The 21,227-nt window shown below is 62.2% G+C and carries 19 protein-coding genes; 14 read left to right on the forward strand and 5 right to left on the reverse strand.

Translation table 11 applies throughout. The features are described from left to right. Positions 1–50: 50 nt before the first annotated feature. Positions 51–1,133, reverse strand: coding sequence for a substrate-binding domain-containing protein (locus AC0V6T_RS13280; protein WP_486127598.1), 1,083 nt, complete (start codon positions 1,131–1,133; stop codon positions 51–53). 246 nt (positions 1,134–1,379) lie between these two features. Between AC0V6T_RS13280 and AC0V6T_RS13285 the strand changes: the two genes are divergently transcribed. Further along, positions 1,380–3,146, forward strand: coding sequence for a sensor domain-containing diguanylate cyclase (locus AC0V6T_RS13285; protein WP_486127600.1), 1,767 nt, complete (start codon positions 1,380–1,382; stop codon positions 3,144–3,146). Here AC0V6T_RS13285 and AC0V6T_RS13290 read toward each other — a convergent pair. Beyond that, complete coding sequence (locus AC0V6T_RS13290) at positions 3,143–3,544, reverse strand: acyl-CoA thioesterase (RefSeq protein WP_486127601.1); 402 nt, start codon at positions 3,542–3,544, stop codon at positions 3,143–3,145. The genes AC0V6T_RS13285 and AC0V6T_RS13290 overlap by 4 nt on opposite strands. A gap of 111 nt (positions 3,545–3,655) precedes the next feature. On the opposite strand from AC0V6T_RS13290, the gene AC0V6T_RS13295 reads away from it, so the two are divergent. Then, positions 3,656–4,315, forward strand: a complete 660-nt coding sequence (locus AC0V6T_RS13295; RefSeq protein WP_486127603.1) for a hypothetical protein — start codon at positions 3,656–3,658, stop codon at positions 4,313–4,315. Here the strand turns inward: AC0V6T_RS13295 and AC0V6T_RS13300 are convergent. Further along, positions 4,278–6,419 carry a S9 family peptidase gene (locus AC0V6T_RS13300; protein WP_486128605.1) on the reverse strand — a complete coding sequence of 714 codons (2,142 nt, stop codon included), beginning with the start codon at positions 6,417–6,419 and terminating at the stop codon, positions 4,278–4,280. The genes AC0V6T_RS13295 and AC0V6T_RS13300 overlap by 38 nt on opposite strands. Before the next feature lie 175 nt (positions 6,420–6,594). Here AC0V6T_RS13300 and AC0V6T_RS13305 point away from each other — a divergent pair, with 175 nt between their 5' ends. The 7 genes from AC0V6T_RS13305 (at position 6,595) to AC0V6T_RS13335 (ending at position 13,676) form a co-directional block, all read left to right on the forward strand. Continuing rightward, on the forward strand, positions 6,595–8,409 hold the full coding sequence (locus AC0V6T_RS13305; RefSeq protein WP_486128607.1) for an aminopeptidase P family protein: 1,815 nt from the start codon (positions 6,595–6,597) through the stop codon (positions 8,407–8,409). 85 nt (positions 8,410–8,494) lie between these two features. Beyond that, on the forward strand, positions 8,495–8,884 hold the full coding sequence (locus AC0V6T_RS13310) for a VOC family protein (RefSeq protein ID WP_486127605.1): 390 nt from the start codon (positions 8,495–8,497) through the stop codon (positions 8,882–8,884). 4 nt (positions 8,885–8,888) lie between these two features. Beyond that, positions 8,889–9,284: a cupin gene (locus tag AC0V6T_RS13315; RefSeq protein WP_486127607.1), complete on the forward strand. Its 396-nt coding sequence runs from the start codon at positions 8,889–8,891 to the stop codon at positions 9,282–9,284. A 282-nt stretch (positions 9,285–9,566) separates the two neighbouring features. Further along, entirely contained in the window at positions 9,567–10,238 is a 672-nt protein-coding gene (locus AC0V6T_RS13320) for an EF-hand domain-containing protein (RefSeq protein ID WP_486127609.1), read from the forward strand. Between the two features lie 134 nt (positions 10,239–10,372). Further along, positions 10,373–11,119 (forward strand): response regulator, encoded by a 747-nt coding sequence (locus AC0V6T_RS13325; protein ID WP_486127611.1) that lies wholly within the window; start codon positions 10,373–10,375, stop codon positions 11,117–11,119. Next, entirely contained in the window at positions 11,116–12,564 is a 1,449-nt protein-coding gene (locus AC0V6T_RS13330; protein ID WP_486127613.1) for an ATP-binding protein, read from the forward strand. The genes AC0V6T_RS13325 and AC0V6T_RS13330 overlap by 4 nt, the downstream gene beginning before the upstream one ends. A 20-nt stretch (positions 12,565–12,584) precedes the next feature. Next, positions 12,585–13,676: a glutathione S-transferase gene (locus AC0V6T_RS13335; protein ID WP_486127615.1), complete on the forward strand. Its 1,092-nt coding sequence runs from the start codon at positions 12,585–12,587 to the stop codon at positions 13,674–13,676. Between the two features lie 6 nt (positions 13,677–13,682). On the opposite strand, the gene AC0V6T_RS13340 is transcribed toward AC0V6T_RS13335, so the two are convergent. Beyond that, positions 13,683–15,257 carry a helicase HerA-like domain-containing protein gene (locus tag AC0V6T_RS13340; protein ID WP_007165952.1) on the reverse strand — a complete coding sequence of 525 codons (1,575 nt, stop codon included), beginning with the start codon at positions 15,255–15,257 and terminating at the stop codon, positions 13,683–13,685. A 104-nt stretch (positions 15,258–15,361) separates the two neighbouring features. On the opposite strand from AC0V6T_RS13340, the gene pabB reads away from it, so the two are divergent. From pabB to AC0V6T_RS13365, 5 genes are all read left to right on the forward strand, one after another. Next, positions 15,362–17,185 (forward strand): aminodeoxychorismate synthase component I, encoded by a 1,824-nt coding sequence (pabB, locus tag AC0V6T_RS13345; protein ID WP_486127617.1) that lies wholly within the window; start codon positions 15,362–15,364, stop codon positions 17,183–17,185. Further along, positions 17,182–17,886: an RluA family pseudouridine synthase gene (locus AC0V6T_RS13350; protein WP_486127619.1), complete on the forward strand. Its 705-nt coding sequence runs from the start codon at positions 17,182–17,184 to the stop codon at positions 17,884–17,886. Before pabB ends, AC0V6T_RS13350 begins: the two co-directional genes overlap by 4 nt. Before the next feature lie 2 nt (positions 17,887–17,888). Next, a complete protein-coding gene (gene arfB / locus AC0V6T_RS13355; RefSeq protein ID WP_486127621.1) occupies positions 17,889–18,305 on the forward strand; it encodes an alternative ribosome rescue aminoacyl-tRNA hydrolase ArfB in 417 nt (138 codons plus the stop codon). Positions 18,306–18,423: 118 nt separating this feature from the next. After that, positions 18,424–18,591, forward strand: a complete 168-nt coding sequence (gene rpmG, locus AC0V6T_RS13360) for a 50S ribosomal protein L33 (protein ID WP_007165948.1) — start codon at positions 18,424–18,426, stop codon at positions 18,589–18,591. A 91-nt stretch (positions 18,592–18,682) separates the two neighbouring features. Next, complete coding sequence (locus AC0V6T_RS13365; protein WP_486127623.1) at positions 18,683–19,348, forward strand: LolA family protein; 666 nt, start codon at positions 18,683–18,685, stop codon at positions 19,346–19,348. 445 nt (positions 19,349–19,793) lie between these two features. Here the strand turns inward: AC0V6T_RS13365 and AC0V6T_RS13370 are convergent, their stop codons facing one another. Continuing rightward, positions 19,794–21,227 carry an alkaline phosphatase gene (locus AC0V6T_RS13370; protein WP_486127625.1) on the reverse strand — a complete coding sequence of 478 codons (1,434 nt, stop codon included), beginning with the start codon at positions 21,225–21,227 and terminating at the stop codon, positions 19,794–19,796.

A 21,227-nucleotide genomic window follows, 5' to 3' on the forward strand; every position in this document is an offset into this window, starting at 1 on the left:
TTTGCTCCAGTGTCTTGGCCTGTTCGGGGGTAGGCGAAATTGGGGGTGTGTTATTGCGTTGCCGCTGCGGTTTCCTCTGCCGGTGTTTCACCGGTCAGATCCCCGCGCGTCATGGTCAAAAGCTCGTTCACGCGCCGCTCGTTCATTGCCATTTCGGCAGGCGGCGAAGCCACAAGGCCAATCGCCGCTAGCGGTCCGTCAGCTTTCCAGTTCTTCACCCATTCCTGAAGGAACAGGTCGAGGCCTGGAATGGCGCGCATGTGCGCTTTCTTGACGTACACGTAAAGGGGGCGGGCGCCGGGATATGCGAAGTTCGAGATGTTTTCATAGGTCGGATCGACACCGTTCATCGGAAGGCCGGTCACCTTGTCGGTGTTCTCGTCAAGGTACGAAAATCCGAATATTCCCACGGCACGCGGATTGCTCTCGATCTTCTGCACGATCAGGTTGTCCTGCTCGCCCTGGTCTACATATGCGCCGTCTGAACGCACCTCGGTGCAAAGCTGAAGATGGAGATCCTTGTCCTCTTGCTTGAGCGCTTTCATCTCGGGATTGGTGTCGCAGCCCACTTCAAGCACCAGCTCCTTCAACGCATCGCGGGTGCCGGAGGTGCTCGGCGGGCCGTAGACAAGGATCGGATCGTCAGGCAGCGACGGGTCGACATCGGACCACAGCTGCGTGGTCTGCTCGCCGCCATAGGGGCGCGCTGCGAGCGCTTCGTAGACGATCTTGGGGGACAGGTTCAGTTCAATCCCGCCATTCTTCGAGGCAAAGGCAATCCCGTCGAGACCGACCTGCAGCTCGATGATGTCCTGGACATTGTTCGCCTGACAGCGATCGAATTCCGAAGATTTCATGCGCCGCGACGCATTCACCATGTCGGGCGTATCGGCGCCAAGGCCCGAGCAAAACAGCTGGATGCCGTTGCCCGATCCGGTGGACTCGATCAGCGGCGACTTGAGCTCAGGGTTCGAGCGCGCGAAGTTCTCGGCCACCTGCTTCGCGAACGGGTAAACGGTCGACGATCCCACGGCGCGAATGGAATCGCGCGCTCCGCTACCGCCGGCGTCGCAAGCCGATAGAGTGATCGCGGCAATTCCCAATAGTCCAACGGCGAGGTTGCGTTTCGTCATCTGATCCCTTTCTACGATTGCGCATCGCGCTATTGCGGTACTGTGACAACGCTATGACGCATCGATAAGTGGCAGCAGCACTCAAGATTGCCGGGCCTCATACACGAGGCGGCACGCAAAGTTGAGCGCGCCGACCAAGACAAACGATTACACTTGTTCAAGGGACTGTTCTGGCTCGAGATTTCACGCTCCAACAAGTGAACTGGCTTAACAGGGTCGTAACCAGCACTGTGTTAGCGCGCATTCATGGACCGTCCGGCGTTCAGGCTTGTTGCCGCATTTGCTGCGGCCTTGCTGGCATTCTTGCTGGTTCCTGCAGACGCGCGTGCAAAATCGGTGCACGATCATCCGGTAGTAGAACCAGCCTGCCATTCCACGAGCAGTGCCGATGTCGAATTGATCGACATGTTGGCTCTTTCATCATGGAACTGTGCAGACAAGGGATGGCGGGCTGACCAACCGGCTGCTTGGATTCGGTTCGATGCACGCAGCTGGGCGGACAAGGAAAAGCCGCTATACTTCTTCACGCGCAATGCCCGCTTCGAGACGATCACTTTCGGTGTCCTCGATGAAGACGGCACACTGCGGACCTTGCGCTACAGCGAGGACATGGCTGAGCCATTCGCCGGCGGCCCTGTCTTCAGGCTCGAGCTTCCCGAGGTCATGGACGATACCAGCGCGGTCATCGTCAAGATCGACAAACCGCACTCTGTCCCGCTCCTGACCGAAGCGCGCCTCAGCTTTCACCCGGAAGACGCCTCTTGGGCCCAGTTCGACATGATGCTGCTTGCGCTCGTCGTCGGCATGCTGATCTTGCCGCTCTTTTTCGACGTCAGCTTCTTTATCGTCCTGAAAGAAAGGTTCGTCGTCACCCATGCAGTGATGGTGGCCTCGATGATCGTTTACGTCCTGTTTGCAGGCGGCCTGATCACCGTATTTGCCGACGTGCCTTTGCGGGTTATGGCGGTTGCAGGGCCACTGTGCTGGGCAATCGGCTGTGGGCTCTCGGCCCTATTTCTCGTCGATTTCCTCGAGAGGGACGCGCAATCCAATTTCATGCGCAGACTGACCGTCGCGACGGGGGTATGGACGGTGTTCGTGCCAGGCTTCTTCGCGCTGCAATTGCACGCGACACAGCCGGTCGACGATCTTCTCTACTTCTACACGTTCATACCGGCGATGGTCATCATCACCGCAGCGATCGCCGAAGCGCTTTGGCGAGGCAGCAAGTCGGCGCGCTTTCTGGCTTTCGCATGGTCGCCGATCATCCTGTCATCACTCGAGCGAATGATGCGCGGTCTTGGAGTGTACACCGGTCCATCGCAACTCGATCAAACGCTATATCTTGCGGTCGGGCTGGAAGTGATCGTGATAAGCCTCGCTATTGCATCGCGCTTCCTTGCCATTCGCCGCGAACGTGACGCGGCAGTCACCGAGGCCGAATTGCTCGAACAGCTGTCGACGCATGATCCGCTCACAGGCCTCATGAACCGCCGAGCGGTGGAAGAACGTTTTGCCAATCTTCAGGCGCAGGGTTTCGACACGTTTGCGCTTGTCGATCTAGACCATTTCAAGGCGATCAATGACCGCTTCGGACACCAGGTTGGCGACAAGGCGCTGGTTGCCTGCGGACACGCTTTGCGCGGTAGTAACGAACGCGACTCCATCGCGGTCCGACTTGGCGGCGAGGAGTTCGTGGTTCTCCTGCGCGGCAAAGGCGCGCTCGAACGCGCCGAGGCTCTTCGCCAGTCGATCACTGTGCGCATAGCTCGCGATGTCGAAGGGCTCGAGCGACCCGTCACCGCCAGCATGGGCGTGATCGAACTGCCGCGCGCATCGGATCAGCTGATGGGCTTCGACGAGCTTTACAGCCGTGCCGACCAGCTTCTCTACAATGCCAAGGCGGCAGGGCGGAACCGCACCTGTTTCGAGCGGCTTACCGTCTTCAATAAGCCGCCAGCAACGCGCGATAAACCACGATCGAAGGCAAAGCCCGGCAGAGCCGCTGCCTAGTCTTCGCTGGCGAAAGGCGCGAGCACTTCCGGCCTGATCCGCGCCAAACGACCGCTCTCTCGATCAAGCATCGCCCAGGTGGTCTTGGCAGAGACGAGCGGCTTTCCAGCCTCGTTTGTGAACTCGACAATGCGCACCGATTTCGCTCCGCGAGCCTCACTCGGGATGTAGGTGGTGCCGGTTGCGCTTTGTCCTGCAGCGATGTTGCCCCGGTAGTCGATCTCGTGCCGGATCACGACCCAGAAGAATTGCTCCCGGTGCTCAGGCTCGGCCACCGCATCCCAGTGCGAGGTCGCCATGTCCTGAATCCACTGAACCCACACCGTATTGTTGACGTGGCCGAGCTCGTCGATGTGCTCTGGCTGCGCGGTGAAGGTCTTGCTGAAGCGGTTCGTCATTCTGGCCCGGTGGGTAGTGCGCGCTGTCGCAAAGCGCAAGAATGCCAAGGCTTTGTTAGCTTAGACCAGGTATCAAGTTTCTGATTGGGCGGGACAAAGGCGAGGGAAGCGATGTCAGGCGAACCAAAAGGCAGGAAAGACCGCGGCTTTCGCCCCAAGGTCGAGTTCGGCGACAAGAAGCCCGGCGCCAAGAGCTTCATCATGAGCCCCGAGGGCGTGTTCGTTCACCGGGACGGCAAACTCGAAACGCTCGCTGATCCTGTCGACTGTTTCTGGGACCAGATCGAGCGCGACCCGCGCCAGTGGAACTCGGCGATCAAGGGCTATGACTGGCTCATCGCGCATGCCGAAGAGGCGACAAGGGAAGATGTGCGTCGCACGCTTGGCTGGCTGGAGGCCGCGATTTCGCTGCGCGATCGAACGGCTGCGGTTGCGGCGTGCCGCTATCTTGCGGCCATGCCCTCGCCGCTGCTGGCTGGCGATTACGGGCGGCTAATGGCGATCTTCAACAGCCGCAAGGTCGGCATGGTGTGGCAACTCACTCCCGACCTCGACAAGCGCCCCTTGCCGAGCGGCCCGATCCCGGTTTTCGGCAAGGAAGCGGGCCTTGGCCTCATGCGTGCAGTGCCTGAGCTCTACATCAAACTGGCGATGTTCGGGCCAGAGATGGAAGAGATCGTGACCCTGCTGGTCGAGGAAGCGATCCGCTACGACGTCTCGCTTCCCCCTGACCTCATGGCTCTTGTGTCATCCCCATCTGCCAAAGGATGAAGGCGAACTCCTCTGCGGTTTCGCGCAGGGAATTCCAACGGCCCGACTGCCCGCCATGGCCTGCGCCCATATTGGTTTTCATCAGCAACACATTGTCGTCGGTCTTGGTATCGCGCAGTTTCGCGACCCACTTGGCGGGCTCCCAATAGGTTACACGAGGGTCGTTGAGACCGGCGGTGACCAGCATCGGCGGATAGTCCTGCGCCTTCACCTGATCGTATGGCGAGTAGGAAAGAATGTAGGCAAAGCTCTCCTTGCTCTCGATCGGGTTGCCCCATTCCTGCCATTCGCCCGGTGTCAGCGGCAGGCTTTCATTGAGCATGGTGTTGAGCACGTCGACAAAGGGGACATGCGCGACGATCGCACCGTATTGCGCCGGGTCCTGGTTCACGATCGCGCCCATCAGTTCTCCGCCAGCCGACCCGCCTGATGCGGTGACCATGCCTTCTGCGGTGTAGCCCATCTTGATGAGCCCGCGCCCGGCATCGACGAAGTCGTTGAAGGTGTTGGTGCGCTCGAACATCTTGCCTTGCAGATACCAGCGCCGGCCAAGATCATCGCCCCCGCGAATATGCGCGATGGCATAGGCAAAACCGCGATCAACGAGGCTAAGCCGCGTGGTCGAAAAGCCCGGCGGGATCGCATAGCCATAGGCGCCATAGGCATAGAGATGCAGCGGCCCCGGCCCCTCGATCCCGGCCTCAGCGAGGATCTGCGCGCGGTCCTTGCGCATCACGATGCTGACCGGCACCATCGTCCCGTCGCGCGCCTGAATCTCAACCCGCTCGGTTACATATTGCGTCGGATCGTAGCCGCTCGGGATCTCCTGCGTCTTGAGCGTCGTCAGCGTCTTGGTCGCCACGTCGTAATCCAGCACCGTGTCAGGCGTGATCATGCTCTCATAAGAAAGCCGCAGCACCGTCTGGTCGTATTCCGGATTGTTCGAAAGCCCTGCATCATAGCTCGCTTCGGGAAAGGCGATGGGATCCGCCATCGTCGGGTTCTCGTAAGAGCGGATCTGTACCTGATCGAGGCCGTTGAGGCGCCCCTCAGTAACAAAGAAGCCCTGGAACAGGTCGAAATCGGTGAGGTAGAAATCGTCCGATCCCGCGAGCACGGTATCCCATTCGCCGGGCGTGGTGAGGTCGGCCTTTGCAAGGCGGAAATTGATGTGGTCGTCATTGGTCCACACCCACAGCTCGCCCTCGCGAATGTCGACGCCGTATTCGATGCCCTTCTCGCGCGGTTTGATGAGTGTGAGCTCGCCTATGGGATCGGCAGCGGAGACGAAGCGCACCTCGCTCGTCTCGTTGTCGCCGGTCGAGATGATGAGATAGTCTTCCTGCGCCGATAGTCCGGCCCCGACGCTAAAGCTCTGGTCCTCTTCGGTGAAGAGGGTCACATCGGTATCGTTGGGCTGCCCGATCGTGTGCAGCTTCACCTCGAGCGTGCGCCACTCCTTGGTCGCGGGCGTGTAGGCAAGCGCCGTGTCGTTCGCGACCCAGGTAAGCCCGCCGCGCAGCCCTTCGAGCACGTCATCGAGCAATTCGCCGGTTTCAAGGTCCCTGATCCGCGCGGTGTAACGTTCAGAGCCATTCGTGTCGGTGGCGTAAACGATGTAGCGCCCGCTCTTGCTGACCGAGAGCGCGCCGAGACGGAAATACTCGTGACCTTCGGCAAGCGCATTCTGGTCGAGAATCAGCTGCGGCTCGGCACTCTCGGGCGCGCCGACAGGCTTGCGGTAATGCTTGCGATACTGCGCGCCCTCTTCGAATTCGGACCAGTAGAGATAGTCGCCGCGACGTTGAGGTACGGTGGAATCGTCTTCCTTGATCCGCGCGCGCATCTCGGTGAACAGGCTCTCGGTCAGCTCTTCGTGCGGCTTCATCGCCGCTTCGAACCAAGCGTTTTCCGCCTTCACATAATCGAGCACGTCCTCGTCATCGATCTCGGGATAGGACTTGTCGTAGAGCCAGTCATACGGATCGGAAATCGTGATGCCGTGATAGGTGTATGTGTGTTCGCGCTTTTCGGCGACGGGCGGAGAAGTGGGCACGTTGGCGTTATCCTCATGGGTGTCGGCGGAAACGCTCGCGCCTGTCATGAGCAGGGCAGCGCTCGCCATGGCGAGTAAGGTGGTTCGGGATGTCGGCACGGTAACCGGTTCCTTCAAGTGAGGGGCTCGGGTGGAAAGCCGCAGGCAGGCGGCCTATGTGAAGTGTTCTAGAGATTCACTCATGCGCGGCAAGACCGCGCGCGAAAAGCAGGATATCGACACAATGCTGATGCAGACCCATGAAGCCCGCCTCAAGGCCCTACGCGAAGAATTGAAGCGCCGGGGGGTCGACGGCTTCGTGGTGCCGATCTCGGACGAACATATGAGCGAATATGTCGGCGACTACGCTCAGCGTCTTGGCTGGCTGACCGGGTTTGGTGGTTCTGCGGGCTTTGCTGCTGTCACGCTTACCCATGCCGCGATCTTCGTCGATGGCCGCTACACCGTGCAGGTGCGCGATCAGGTCGATGAGAACCTGTTCGAATATCGCAGCATTCCGGGCGACAGCCTTGGCGACTGGCTCAAGGACATGAGCGAGGCGGGAGCGAAGATCGCTTACGATCCCTGGCTCCACACGTGGAGCTGGGTCGAAGCGCTTGAGAAAACCGTCGAGCCCGCAGGCATCACCATGATCCCTGCCGAAAGCAACCCAATCGACGCGGTATGGCAGGATCAGCCTTCCCCGTCCGACGCGCAAGCCATCGTTCATACTGAGGAACTCGCCGGGCGTTCATCGGCGGACAAGCGCGCGGAAGTGGCCGATTGGCTGTGCGACGAGGGGCTCGACGCGGTGGTAGTCCCGGCGCTCGATTCGATTGCATGGCTGCTCAACATTCGCGGCAGCGACGTGTCGCACACGCCGGTCGCGCTTTCCTATGTCATCGCGCACAAGGACGGAACGGCAGAGCTGTTCATCGCGCCTGAGAAAGTAACGCCCGAACTGACCCAGCATCTCGGCAATGCCGTGACGGTGCGCGCACGCGACGAATTTGTCGGAGCGCTCGGTTCGATGGAAGGCAAGAAGGTCAGCGTCGATCCCGATTTCGGCGTTGTCGGCATCGCGCAAGCGCTCAGGGCAGGGGGCGCGAAGTTCACCTTCAAGCAGGACCCGACGATCCTTGCCAAGGCAATCAAGAATGCAGCCGAAGTGCAGGGCCACCGCGACGCACAGGCGCGCGACGGGGCAGCGGTGAGCCGTTTCCTTCGCTGGCTCGAGGTAACTGCGCCCGCTGGCGAGATCGACGAACTGGCCGCGGCCGCCAAGCTCGAAGGCTTCCGCCGCGCACATGGCGACCTACGCGACACCTCGTTCGACACCATTTCCGCCGCATCGGGCCATGCCGCTCTGCCGCACTACAAGGTCGATGAAGACAGCAACATCCTGATCCCGCCGGGTTCGATCTATCTCGTCGATTCCGGCGGCCAGTACCCCGCAGGCACCACCGACATCACCCGTACCGTGTGGATCGACACACCCGAAGGCAGCGAACCGACGAGCGAAATGCGCGACCGCTTCACGCGCGTTCTGAAAGGCCACATCCAGATCGACCGCGCCATCTTCCCACAAGGCACCAATGGCGGCCAGATCGACGCGCTCGCCCGCCAGTATCTCTGGGAAGCGGGCGTCGACTACGCCCACGGCACCGGCCACGGCGTCGGCAGCTTCCTCGGCGTGCACGAAGGCCCGCAACGCATTGCCAAGCCATCGGGCGGGCAGGCAGGCACCTCGCAGGAATTGCATGCAGGGATGATCCTCTCAAACGAGCCGGGCTACTACAAGGCAGGCGAATTCGGCATCCGGATCGAGAATCTCGTCCTTACGGTCGAGCAGGATATCGAAGGCGCTGAAGGCCGTTTCCTCGGTTTCGAACCGCTCACCTTCGTGCCCATCGATCGCCGCCTGATTGAAAAGAGCCTGCTCACCGACAGCGAGATCGCATGGCTGGACGCCTACCACGCCCGCGTGCGCGAGATAGTTGCGCCGCAGCTTGATGGCGACGACCTTGCCTGGCTTGAGCGAGAAACCGCTCCACTCTGAACCAGATTGCGCGAAGGCTTTTGTTCTACTAATGTTCCCACATTCGCGAGTCGCACTTTGCGGCTGCGCCTGAGGGAGAACATTCATGATCGGCTACGTAACACTGGGCACCAACGACCTGCCGCGCGCGGCGGAATTCTACGACGCGATCGCCGAACATTTCGGCGTCGGGCGGATGATGGATTTCGACACCTTCATCGCCTGGGGTGCGATGGACGGCGCGCCCGGCATTGCCGCGACCCAGCCCTTCGACGAGAAGCCCGCGACGGTCGGCAACGGCACCATGGTCGCGCTCCAGGTCGACAGCCCCGAAAAGGTGAAGGCGGTCTACGACACCGCAATCGCCAAGGGCGGCAAGGACGAAGGCGCGCCGGGTCCGCGCGGCGATGATGGCTTTTACGCAGGCTATTTCCGCGACCTTGACGGAAACAAGCTCAACGTCTTCTGCATGACCGCTCCGCCCAGCGAGGGGTGATGTCGTGAGCGCGCGCAAACTGAGCGAGGCGTTCATCCATTTAGGGCTCGGTGCAACGGCGGTTCCCCAACCGCCTTTCACCGGGCTCGAATGGTACGAGCAATATGGCGAGCGTCACGGCAGCGACGGGCCCGAAGGTCGGCTTGTCTCGATGCACACCTTCACCGAAAGCTGGCCGAGCTGGGAAATGCATCCCAAGGGCGCCGAGGTGGTGATCTGCACCGAAGGCGACATGGTGCTGACGCAGGAACATCCCGATGGGCGCCGAGAGAAAGTCGCGCTTGCAGCGGGCGAATACGCGATCAATCCCCCCGGCGTGTGGCACATCGCGGATGTTGAAGAGAGCGCCTCCGCGATCTTCATCACGTCTGGCGAAGGGACCGAGCACCGCCCGCGCTAGGCCGAAAGCGCCTTTTCCTTGCACCCGAGTGAACGCAGGCGCGAACCCGATACAAACCGCGACAATGTCGCAAGGCTTCGGGATAATCCTGCGACATTGCTTCGCTAGAACAGCATTCGTGAGTTGCGGCGAGAGCGTTCTTTGCGAAACGCTTCACCGCCCCAAACGAAGCATAAAGAGGCCGGGACTTTTCTAGCCCCTCCCCTGATGCCTGGCCCCCGCAAGGTCGCCTCGTCGCAACTCTACCAATGTGACGAAAAAGATAAGGAAAAGGACTTTGCCATGCGCAAACTGACGCTCACTCTTTCAGCAGCGGCCCTCGCCATCGGCGGCGCCGGTATCGCGCTTGCACAGCACGGTGACCGCGGAATGCAGGCCGCCGATGCCAATGGCGACGGAGAAATCACGCTCGCCGAAGCAAAGGTTCACGCCAGCGAGCGCTTCGCCAAGATGGACGCCGATGGCGATGGCCAGATCTCACCCGAGGATCGCGCCGCCCGCGCGGCCGAACGCTTTGCCGAGGCAGATGCGAACGGCGATGGCGAGATCACTCCTGCCGAAATGACCGCGGCCCGCGAAGCCCGCGCGGCGGAGCGGCAGGCGCGAATGTTCGCCCGGCTCGACACAGACGGCTCCGGCGGCATCTCGCGCGAGGAAATGATGGCGGCGCGCGAGGCCCGCGGCGAAGCGCGCGAAGGGCGACGCGGCGCGCGCGGTGAAATGCGCCGCGGCGGTCGTCGCGGCGGCGGCATGGCAATGCTGCGCCGCGCGGACACCAACGGCGATAACGCAGTATCGGCTGCCGAGTTCGACGCCGCCGTCGAAGCGCGCTTTGCCCGCGTCGACGCTGACGGCTCCGGCAGCATCACACAGGCAGAGCGCGAGGCAGCACGCGAAGCCCGTCAGGCTCAGCGTCAGGAACGCCGCCAGATGCGCCAGAACCGCGCTAACTGAGAGACCAAGCGAAGTCAGCTTGTTGGGTATCCCCCTGACCCGGCGCGCCCAGTAGCGTCTCACCCGGCCCGGCCCGCCGTCCTCAAATGCAGGACTTGCGCGCCGGGTCGGCACCTTTCATGAAAGTGGCCTTGATGAACGAAGCCCCCGCCACCTCTATTCTTCTCGTCGACGATGAAGCGACCCTTCGCGAACCGCTCGCCGAGTATCTCGCTGGCCAGGGTTTTTCCGTGACCGAGGCGCAAAGCGGCGCGGCAGCACGATCGGCGCTGACGGAGGTGAGCCCCGATATCGTTTTGCTCGACATCATGATGCCGGGCGAAGACGGCCTCTCGCTTTGCCGCCATCTCGTTGAAACGCGCGGTCTTCCGGTGATCTTTCTCACGGCCCGCGGCGAAGCGACCGACCGGATCGTCGGGCTCGAATTGGGCGCGGACGATTACATCGTAAAACCCTTTGAGCCGCGCGAACTGGTGGCGCGCATTCGCTCTGTCCTGCGCCGGGTGGGGAGAGGCGCAGCGAGCGCGCCCGAGGCGGAGGACTGGCACTATCATTTCGAGGGCTGGATGCTCGATCCGCTCAAACGCAAACTGACCGATGCAGAAGGCGTGACCGTACCGATCTCGACCGCCGAGTTCCGTTTGCTGCGCGCCTTTCTCGACAATCCACGCCAGGTCATGGACCGCGACCTGCTGCTTGATCTTGTGCAGGGCCGCACGGCACACCTGTTCGACCGCGCGGTCGACAACCAAGTGAGCCGCCTGCGCCGCAAGATCGAAGCCGACACGAGCGACCCGCAGCTTATTCTGACGGTTCGCGGCGGGGGATACCGCTTTGCCGCTACCGTCACGCGCCAACCTCCCGGTCCCGGCGAGGCGTGAGGCGCCTTTTGCCATCGAGCCTGTTCGCGCAGGTCATGCTCAGCGTGGCGCTCGCCTTGCTGACAGCCCAAGTCGTCTCGGTCGTGCTGCTTTACCGCGCGGGCGAGGAACGACGCGAGACCGCCGCGATCACTTCTGCCGCCTTCCGCCTCGTCAATGGCGCCGAGCGCGAGGCACGCCGTGAAGCTCGCCGCGCGATACAGGAGGAATTCGGAGACTTTCAGAGCGAGCGCGCCCCTCGCCGCCTGCGACCCTCGGTCGGTGGTGATGGGGGCATTGGCGTCCTGCCCCGACCCCTGCGGTTCTCGATCTCCCCCGAGCCACCCGTCGCCGTGCCAAGCGAAGAAGGCGCGCGCGAGCAACGTTTGCGCGCACTGCTCGCGAACGAAGGCATCGAGCCGCACGCGGTCGCTATCGGTATCGTGAAGGCTGGAGTTGACCCGCAGATCGTACGATTCGTGCGAAGTCGCCCGCGCTTTTCGCAAACCGAAGGCTGGCGCGAGCGGCGTGTGATGACGGTCGCAATGCAGCGAGTGGCCGGCGGCGAATGGCAAGCTGCGCGAGTGATAGAACCGCCGCGCCCGCCCAATGCATTGCGCGGCCTCGCATTTCAGACGCTGGTGACTTTCACCTTCCTGCTTGTCGTCCTCTTCCTTGTCTTGCGCCGCATCACCCGTCCACTTGCGCTGCTGACCGACAGGGTCAGCACATTTTCCAAAAAGCCCGATGAGCCGGTCAGACTTGAAGAGACTGGCCCTTCCGACACGCGTCGCCTGATCGCCGCGCACAACCAGATGGAGGCGCGCATTGCGGCGCTGCTCGATGAAAAGGACGTGATGCTCGGCGCGATCGGGCACGACCTCAAAACCCCGCTTGCGGCCTTGAGAGTCCGGATCGAGAACGTTCCAGATGATGCCCAGCGCGAGAAGATGGCGGCAAGCATCGAGGATATCACCGCGACGCTGGACGACATCTTAAGCCTCGCGCGCATGGGCCGCTCGGGCGCGCTCGAAGTCGAGGCCGTAGACCTTGGCATGCTGGCGATAGGGGTCGCCGAAGAGTTCGAGGATCTCGGCGAGCCGGTCACAATGCTCAACCCGCCGCGCGTGGTCGCGCGCGTGCAGGTCACATGGATCAAGCGCGCGCTGCGCAATCTTGTCTCGAACGCCCTTCGCTATGGCGGCGATGCAGAGCTTTCGGTCGAGATCGAAGGGACTATGGCGGTTCTAGCGGTCGAGGATCGCGGTCCCGGGATCGAAGAAGCGCGGATCGCTGAGATGATGGAGCCTTTTACGAGAGGCGAGACATCGAGGAACCGCGCAACAGGAGGCGCGGGGCTTGGCCTCACTCTGGCGCGTGCAATCGCTCAGCAGCATGGCGGCGAACTTATCCTTGCCAATCGTAACTCTGGCGGCCTTCGCGCCGAACTGCGATTGCCGCTTTAGGAAATCTCGGGAGACCACCAATGACAGCCACCATGTTCGGCGCGCCGCTTTCGCTCTATTCGGGCAAGGCGCGCAGCTATCTCGACTGGAAGGGCGTCGACTACACCGAAGTTCTCGCAACACCGGACATTCACCAGAGCGAGATCGTACCTGCCGTTGGCCGCCCGGTGATCCCAGTGGTGAAACTGAAAGACGGCACGATCCTTCAGGACACCACCGTAATCATAGACCACTTCGAAGCGGCCAGTGAGGGCCCATCGGTCTGCCCGCAAACCCCACGCCAGCTCCTTGCCGCGCTTCTACTGGAAACCTATGGCGATGAGTGGCTGGTAATCCCGGCGATGCACTACCGCTGGAACTACAACGAGCAATGGGTTTACGGCGAATTCGGCAAGGTGGCGCTGCCGAATGGCACTCCTGATGAGCAGCGCGAAGCTGGCATGAAACGCGGCGCGGCGTTCAAGGGTTTTGTCCCGGTGCTCGGCATCAACGAAGCGACCATCCCGGCCATCGAGGCGAGCTACGAGGCGCTCTTGCGCGACCTTGATGCGCACTTTGCCAAGCACCCATTCCTGTTCGGCTCGCGGCCAAGCATCGGCGACTATGGCCTGATCGGTCCGCTCTACGCGCACAATTACCGCGACCCGGCGAGCGGCGAGATCATGAAACGGATCGCGCCGCGCGTCGCCGAATGGGTCGAACGGATGATTGCGCCCGAGCCGTTGTCGGGCGATTTTCTCGGCGACGACGAGATACCGGACACGCTTGTCCCGGTGCTGCGCCGAATGATGACAGAGCAATTGCCGCACCTTGAGACAGTCGTACAAATGCTCGGCGAATGGGCGAAGGCGAATGGCCCCGATGCAGAGCTGCCGCGCGCCCTGGGCATTGCGGGCTTCACAATCGAGGGCACGGAGGGCGAGCGGATCGCCGCCCCGTTCAGCCTCTGGATGCTACAACGCGCGCTCGACTACCTGAGCTCGCTTGAAGGGGATGACCGCGCAGCCTGCAAGACGATGCTGCACGATTGCGGCGGCGATGCGCTGATCGGTTTTGACATGCCTGTGAGGCTCGTCTTCGAAAATCACAAACTTCGCATCGAAGCGGGCTGAGCCTGCCTAGCGCATCAACCCGCCAATCAGGTTCCTGACGAAGCGCCCCGCTATTGGACCTGCGAGATCGGTCGCGATCGAGCCTGCTGCCGAAGTGATTCCGCTCCTGACCGGGTTGGCGCGCGACTTCTTGCCGAGCACGGCAGCGGCAGCAGCGCCCGCCATGCCTCCGGCGGCGACCTTGGTGCCGCGGCTTATCGCCTTTTCCCAGATCGACTTGGTCTTGCGTGATCGCTTGCCCACTTCCTCGCGGCCCTTTTCCTCGACCTCTTGAGCGGTCTCTACCGCATCGGCGGCTTTTTGCGCGAGCACCTCTTCGGCGCTCTCACGATCGATGCGCTCGTCATACTTGCCGTCGAACGGGCTGACCGACTGGATAATCGCGCGTTCTTTTGCTGTCACCGGGCCCAGCCGTGAACGCGGCGGTTTGATCAAGGTACGCTGAACCACGGTTGGCGCGCCATCTTCGTCGAGCGTCGAGACAAGTGCCTCACCGACCTTGAGTTCGGTGATCGCTTCTTCGACGTCGAGTTCCTCGTTTATGCGGAAGGTTTCGGCAGCCGCCTTGATCGCGCGCTGGTCGCGCTTGGTGAAGGCACGAAGCGCGTGCTGCACCCGGTTGCCGAGCTGGCCAGCAACGTCCTCAGGGATGTCGATCGGGTTCTGCGTGACGAAGAACACGCCAACGCCCTTCGACCGGATCAGGCGCACCACCTGTTCGATCTTCTCCTGAAGCGCCTTGGGCGCATCGTCGAAGAGCAGGTGTGCCTCATCGAAGAAGAATACGAGTTTGGGCTTTTCCGGATCGCCGACTTCAGGAAGGCTTTCGAACAGTTCGGCGAGCAGCCACAAAAGGAAGGTGGCATAAAGCTTGGGGCTGCGCATCAACTGGTCGGCGGCGAGCACGTTCACATAGCCGCGCCCGTTCTCATCGGTCTTGAGAAAATCGTCGATCTCGAGCGCGGGCTCCCCGAAGAAGTGATCCGCCCCTTGCGCCTCGAAACTCAAGAGCTGGCGCTGGATCGCGCCGACCGATTGCTTCGAGACGTTGCCGTAGACACCCGACAATTCCTTCGAATTCTCGTTCGCCCATTGCAGCAGCGATTGAAGGTCTCCGAAATCGAGGAGCAGCAGACCGTTGTCATCAGCATGGCGGAAGACGATCTGAAGCACGCCTTCCTGCGTGTCATTGAGGTCGAGCAGGCGAGACAGCAGCAGCGGTCCCATCTCGGTGATCGTGGTGCGGATCGGGTGGCCCTGCTTGCCGTAGAGATCCCAGAAAATGACCGGATTGTCCGAATAGGCATAGTCATCCATGCCCAGTTCCTTGGCACGCCCTTCCAGTTTGTCGGCGTGCTTGAATGTGGGCGAACCGGGCATTGCGATGCCGGATAGGTCGCCTTTTACGTCGGCGACGAACACCGGCACTCCATTGGCCGAAAAGCTTTCCGCCAGACCCTGAAGCGTCACGGTCTTGCCGGTACCGGTCGCGCCGGCAATCAGGCCGTGCCGGTTTGCGCGGCCCAGCGCGAGGCTCTGGTTCTCGCCATTGCCGCCCAGTCCAAGGAAAATCTCGCTCATTGAATGCACCCGCCCTCGATCAAAAGTGTTTGCGCGAGGTTTGAAGATCGAAAGCGGGACGGTCAACCTATCGACTTGGCCGCCGGATAGGCTAAGGCGGGAGCATGGGTCAGGACGCAGAGCCGCACAGTTTCGTATTGCTGGACGATGCCCGCGCACCCGATGGCGGCGCGGCGGACGCGCTGTATTACGAAAACCCGCGCGAAACATTCATTGCCTATCGACCCGACGAAGTCGCCGACGCGCTCGAAGCTGCAGAGCAGGCGCGCAAGACTGGCGGCGAGCTTGCAGGGTACATCGCTTACGAAGCTGGCCTCCCACTCGAGGACCGCCTTGCGCCTCACGCCTCAGCGCGCAGCGGCGCAGGCGGTGCGCTGGTATGGCTCGGCTTGTTTGATGCGCCCACGCACATCCCTGCTGCCGACGTGCCAGCTTGGCTCGCGGCGAGAGGGGAGGGTCCGGCAAGCCTCGGCCCGCTCGACCCGCAACTATCGCCCGGCGGATATGAGACTGCGTTCGAAACACTGCGCGAAGCGATCCATGCTGGCGACATCTATCAGGCGAACCTCACCTATCCGCTCGCCGGGTCGTATCGCGGCGATCCGCAAGCGCTCTACGCATCGCTGAGAGCCGCAGCGAATGCTGGCTATGGCGGGATGGTTTTCGACGGGTCGCACTGGCTGCTCAGCTTCTCGCCCGAACTGTTCGTGGCGCTCGATGAGGACGGCAAAGCCAAGGCCAAGCCGATGAAGGGCACTCGCCCGCGCTCAAGCAACGCAGAGCAGGACACAGCTTTGGCTGAAGAGCTTGCAAGCTCGGTCAAGGACAAGGCCGAGAACCTGATGATCGTCGACCTCATGCGCAACGACTTGTCGCGCGTGGCCGTGCCGGGCACCGTGCGCGTCGATTCGCCCTTCGCAGTCGAGAGCTATCCGACTGTGCATCAGATGGTGTCGAGCGTCAGAGCGCAATTGGCGCAAGGGATGGGCGCGATGGATCTGGTACGCACGCTCTTCCCTTGCGGGTCAATCACCGGCGCGCCGAAGATCCGCGCGATGGAACTGATCGGCGAGGTCGAGCGCGATGCGCGCGGGCCCTATTGCGGGGCGATCGGTCGGATCGGTTCGGACGGCGCAGCGGCTTTCAACGTTGCAATTCGCACGCTTCGGCTCACACCCGTCGAGAACGGTCAGGGCGATGCTGTGCTCGGCGTTGGTTCCGCCATCGTCGCGGACAGCGACCCACTGGGAGAGCGCCGCGAATGCGAGGTAAAGGCGGGTTTCATCCGTCGCTCCTCTCCAGACCTATTCGCGCCCGGTTTCGACCTCATAGAAACGATGTCCTTCGATCCCGAGACGGGGATTGCGCTGCTTGAGCTGCACCTTGCTCGGATGAAGGAAAGCGCGGCGGCGCTCGGCTTTCAGTTTGACCGGCATGCGTTGCGCAATCAGATCCAGGCACTGTGTTTCGAGCTTGAGCAGCCTGTCAAACTGCGCCTGCTCGCTTCGCGCAGCGGTGCCAGCGCGCTTGAGACACAGCCGATGCCAGCACCTTTCGAGGGCGCGGTGAAGGTCGCCGCACTGCCCAGTCCGCTCGACCCGTCGGACTGGCGCTTGTCGCACAAGACGACCGATCGCGGTTTCTACGAGGACGCACTCGAGGCTGCGCGCGAACACGGCGCGCAGGAAGCTGTTCTGGTGCGCGACGACGGGCTCGTCACCGAAGGCAGCTTCACCAACATCTTTGTTGAGCGCGATGGCGTGCTGCTTACGCCGCCAGCATCGCTGGGCCTGCTTCCGGGCGTCCTGCGCGAATATCTCATCGAGAAAGGTCAGGCGCGCGAAGCGGAATTGACGCTCGGCGATCTCACAAATGGTTTTCAACTGGGCAACGCAGTGCGCGGCCTGTTTTCAGCAGAACTCATATGAACATTCCGATAATCTACGAAGACGGCGAAGCGCTCGTCATCGACAAACCTGCAGGGCTTCCAGTCGACCGCCCCAAGCGCGGCGGCCCGGCGCTGTTCGATCATATCGAGCAATTGAAGCTTGGCTTTCAGCGCCCGCCTGTCCCGGTGCATCGCCTCGACACCGACACAAGCGGCTGTCTGCTGCTCGCCCGCAATCCCAAAGCGCTCAAGCGCTTCAACAAGGCCTTCGAAGATCGGCTGGTGGGCAAGACCTATCTCGCCGTGATCGATTTCGAGCCCTCGGAAACTTCGGGAACGATCGAGTTGTCGCTTTCCAAGATCAGCTCGGCCGAAAAAGGCTGGCGCATGATTGCGGCCAGGAAGGGCAAACCCGCGATCTCGCACTGGGAGCTGATCGAGACGATCGGCGAGGGCGACAAGAAGCGTTCGCTCATCCGCTTCCGGCCTGAGACAGGGCGCACTCACCAGCTTCGCGTCCATGCCTTGCAGGGTCTTGGCGCGCCGCTGCTCGGCGACCCGGTCTATGGTCCGGTTCGCGGGCAGAACAAGGGCGCGCCTCGCACCATGCTCCACGCCGAGACGATCAGCGTGAAACGCGAGGGCAAGAACACGATCTTCGCTCATGCACCCTTCCCTGCCGATTTCGAGCGCGCCGGGCTGAGCGCGCCGCCTGCGCCCGCACTTCAGGAAGAGGCCTGAGGGTGGATCCCGCGCTGCTCGACCGGGCCCATGCGCTTGCCGAGGAAAGCTTCCTCGCAGGGTCGGGACCGGGCGGGCAGAATGCGAACAAGGTCGCGACCGAAGTGCAGCTGCGCGTCAACGTCTACGCGTTGCGCCTACCGCCTCCGGTCTTTGCAAGGCTGCGCACGATTGCTGGCTCGAAACTGACCGCGAGCGGTGACCTTCTCATCACCGCACGGGCCCACCGCACGCAGGATGCGAATCGGCAAGCGGCGCGCGACAAGCTTGAAGAGATGCTCAAGGATGCGCACCGCGCTCCCAAAAGGCGTGCGAAGACCCGCGTGAACCGCGTCGGCAAGACGCAGCGGCTCAAGGCGAAGAAAGCGCGCGGCGAGGTGAAGGCCAAGCGCGGCAAGGTCAGTCGTTCGGATTGGTAACTCCGCTTGACTTTCGAGGGTGAATCGCTCATTGGCGCGCTTCTGTAAGGCGGCGCACGACGCGTCGCCCTTTGTTTTTCAGGCCGAACAGGCCTCACCCGATCTGTAGGAAACCGCCATGGCGAAGCCCGCAACCGTCAAGATCAAGCTCGTCTCGACCGAGGGAACGGGCTTTTACTACGTGACCAAGAAGAACCCGCGCAACATCACCGAAAAGATGGTGTTCCGTAAGTACGACCCGGTCGCAAAGAAGCACGTCGAGTTCAAGGAAGCCAAGATCAAGTAAGGTTTACCGGCACTTGTGCCGAAATGCCTTCCCATTCTTGGAACCTTTCGATTAAGCCGCGGTTCAACGCCTCGAACCTAAATCACGAGGCATGACCATGCTCAAACATCTCCGCCGCACCGGTATGGCCCTCGCCGCTGCCGGGACGATCGCACTTGGCGTGTCGCTGCCGCATGGCGAGCCGGCACCGCATGCGCTCGCGCAATCCTCCGCCGACCTCGATCGCGCGGTCTCGGCGCTGCGCAGCATTTCGACCATGAAGGCCGACTTCTCGCAGACCGACCGCCAGGGGCGGACCGCGCGCGGGACCATGACGCTCAAGAGCCCGGGCAAGATCCGCTTCGATTATGGGCGCGATTCGGACCTGCTGATCGTCTCCAACGGACGTTCGCTCTACATGGTCGATTACGAGGTCAACCAAGTGGAGCGATGGCCGATCCGCAATTCGCCGCTCGGCGCGTTGCTCGATCCCGAACGCGACATGAAGGACTACGGCACGCTGATCCCCACCGGCAATCCGGACGTGCTCAGCATCGATGTGCGCGATCCTAACAAGCCAGAACTCGGGCGCATGAATCTTATCTTCGTGCGCAATTCCGGTGCTCCGGGCGGCTTGCAGCTGACACATTGGGTCGCGCTCGATGCGCAGAATCACCGAACCACTGTTCGGCTGACGAATCACCGCTATGGCGTTTCTGTTCCTGACAGCACGTTCAATTTCCGCGATCCGCGCCGCTCATCCCGTCGCCCACGCTGAACGTTTCGCCCGCGAAAAGTTGTAGGAACGCGACAAACCTAGGTGCGCGTTCATATAGGCGAAAGCGAACGGGTCGTATTTCTTAGATCAAGGCGGGCGAGGAAGGGTTTCCCCCCTGTTGCCCCTCCACCGAGAATGGCCGCCTTGCAAAAGCGTGACGAACGCTAAGACGAAGCCCCTGTGCCACCGCCCCCGGCACAGGGGCTTTTTTGTTTCCCTCAAGCGCCGGCGCGCGCATCCGCGCGCTTGGCTATCCTCCGGGGACCCGACGCCTTCGGCGCCACCCCTCCGGACGCGCAGTCGCGCTTGCGGCCGCTTGCGCGTCCGAAAATTCACTTAAACCGCCAGTCGGTCCGCGAAGCGGATCGCAAGGCCGACTGGCCGCCCGCAGCGGGCGCAGCTTTGCTGCGCGTATAGCGAGGACGCACCCGCGGATGCGGGTGCGCTACTCCCACCCATAAGCGCTTCGGATGATGTCGTAGATGACGTTCTGTTCGATCACGCCGCGTGCCCTTTCCGCTCCCGGCCCTTGGGCGTAGAGCGCGACGTCTTCGCCCGCATGGGTTTCGCTGTAGAGCGGGACGGTCGATTGCTGGCGTGCTGCGACACCGGTTTCGGGGATCGGGCGTTCGGCTTCGCCCGCAATCGAGCCGGGGCCGTTGCCGTATCCGAGCGTGGTGTAGGGCTTTTCATCCTGCGCAAGCGTGGGCTCTGCCGCTTCGCCGTCTTCGCCTTCGCTGGGCGGAACGACGAGGCCGAGAATTTCGTTGCCGCGCCTCGGATAGCCTGAAATCGTGAAGACGTGACTGTGATCGGCAGTGACGAGGATCAGCGTCTCTTCCGGGTTGGTGTTCTGGATTGCGTAGTCAATCGCATTCGCGAACTCGACCGCTTCTTCGAGCGCCAGGCCTGCGCGGCCCGCGTGGTGGCCGTGGTCGATCCGGCCCGATTCGACCATCAGGTAATATCCGTCGGGATCGCTCGAAAGCCGCGTGATCGCCTGTGCAGTCATTTCGGTCAGTGTCGGCTCGGTCGAGCTTTCGTCTTTTTCAGCCATGTAGGCCATGTGGCTGTTCGAGAAGAGCCCGAAGACCGGGGTGTCTGCCGGTGCTGCCGAGAGCTCCTGGGCGGTGGTGACATACGTGCCGCCAGTGCGAGCGACCCAGCCTGCCGGTAGATCGGCGACTTCTTCGCGGCGGCCCCCGCCATTTTCGCTGCCGAAGAATGCGCGCGCGCCTCCGCCCAGCGCAACGTCGAAGTCGCTTTCGACCAGCTGGGTCGCGATGTCGCGGCAGCCGGGGGTCTCAGGGTCGATGACACGCTCGAGATAAGCCTCCCAGTCGCGGTCTGCGGCGCGCGCATAAACGCTTGCAGGCGTTGCGTGCGTGATCCGCGCGGTCGAGACGATGCCAAGCGCAAGGCCGCGCTCATTGACTTCCTCGCCAAGCAGCGGAAGCGGGTGGGCGAGCGTGCCTGCGCATGAGCTGCGCCGTGCCCCGGGACCCACTCCCAGAAATCCGATCTTGGTCTTGCTGCCCGAATGCATCGCCGTCGCGGTTCCCGCGCTGTCGGGCACCTGCGCGTTGGTATTGTAGGTCTTTACCAGCGCGACATTGTCGAAAGTCTCAAACGGCAGGACATATTCCTCACCGCTCTGCCCGCGCTTTTGTCCGGCGTAGATGCGAGCGGCGGTGATCGTTGAAATTCCCATGCCATCGCCGATGAACAGGATCACGTTCTTCGCGCGAGGCTCGGCCGCCTCGTCGGCTGGTTCGGCATAGGTCGAGGCGCTCGCAAGCGGTGCGGTTCCCTGATCGGTGGTGCAGGCGCCCAGAGCGAGCGTGGTGGTGGCGAGCAGGGCGGTGAGCGAGCGGGTCAT

It is taken from the genome of Erythrobacter sp. S158 (assembly GCF_057364915.1).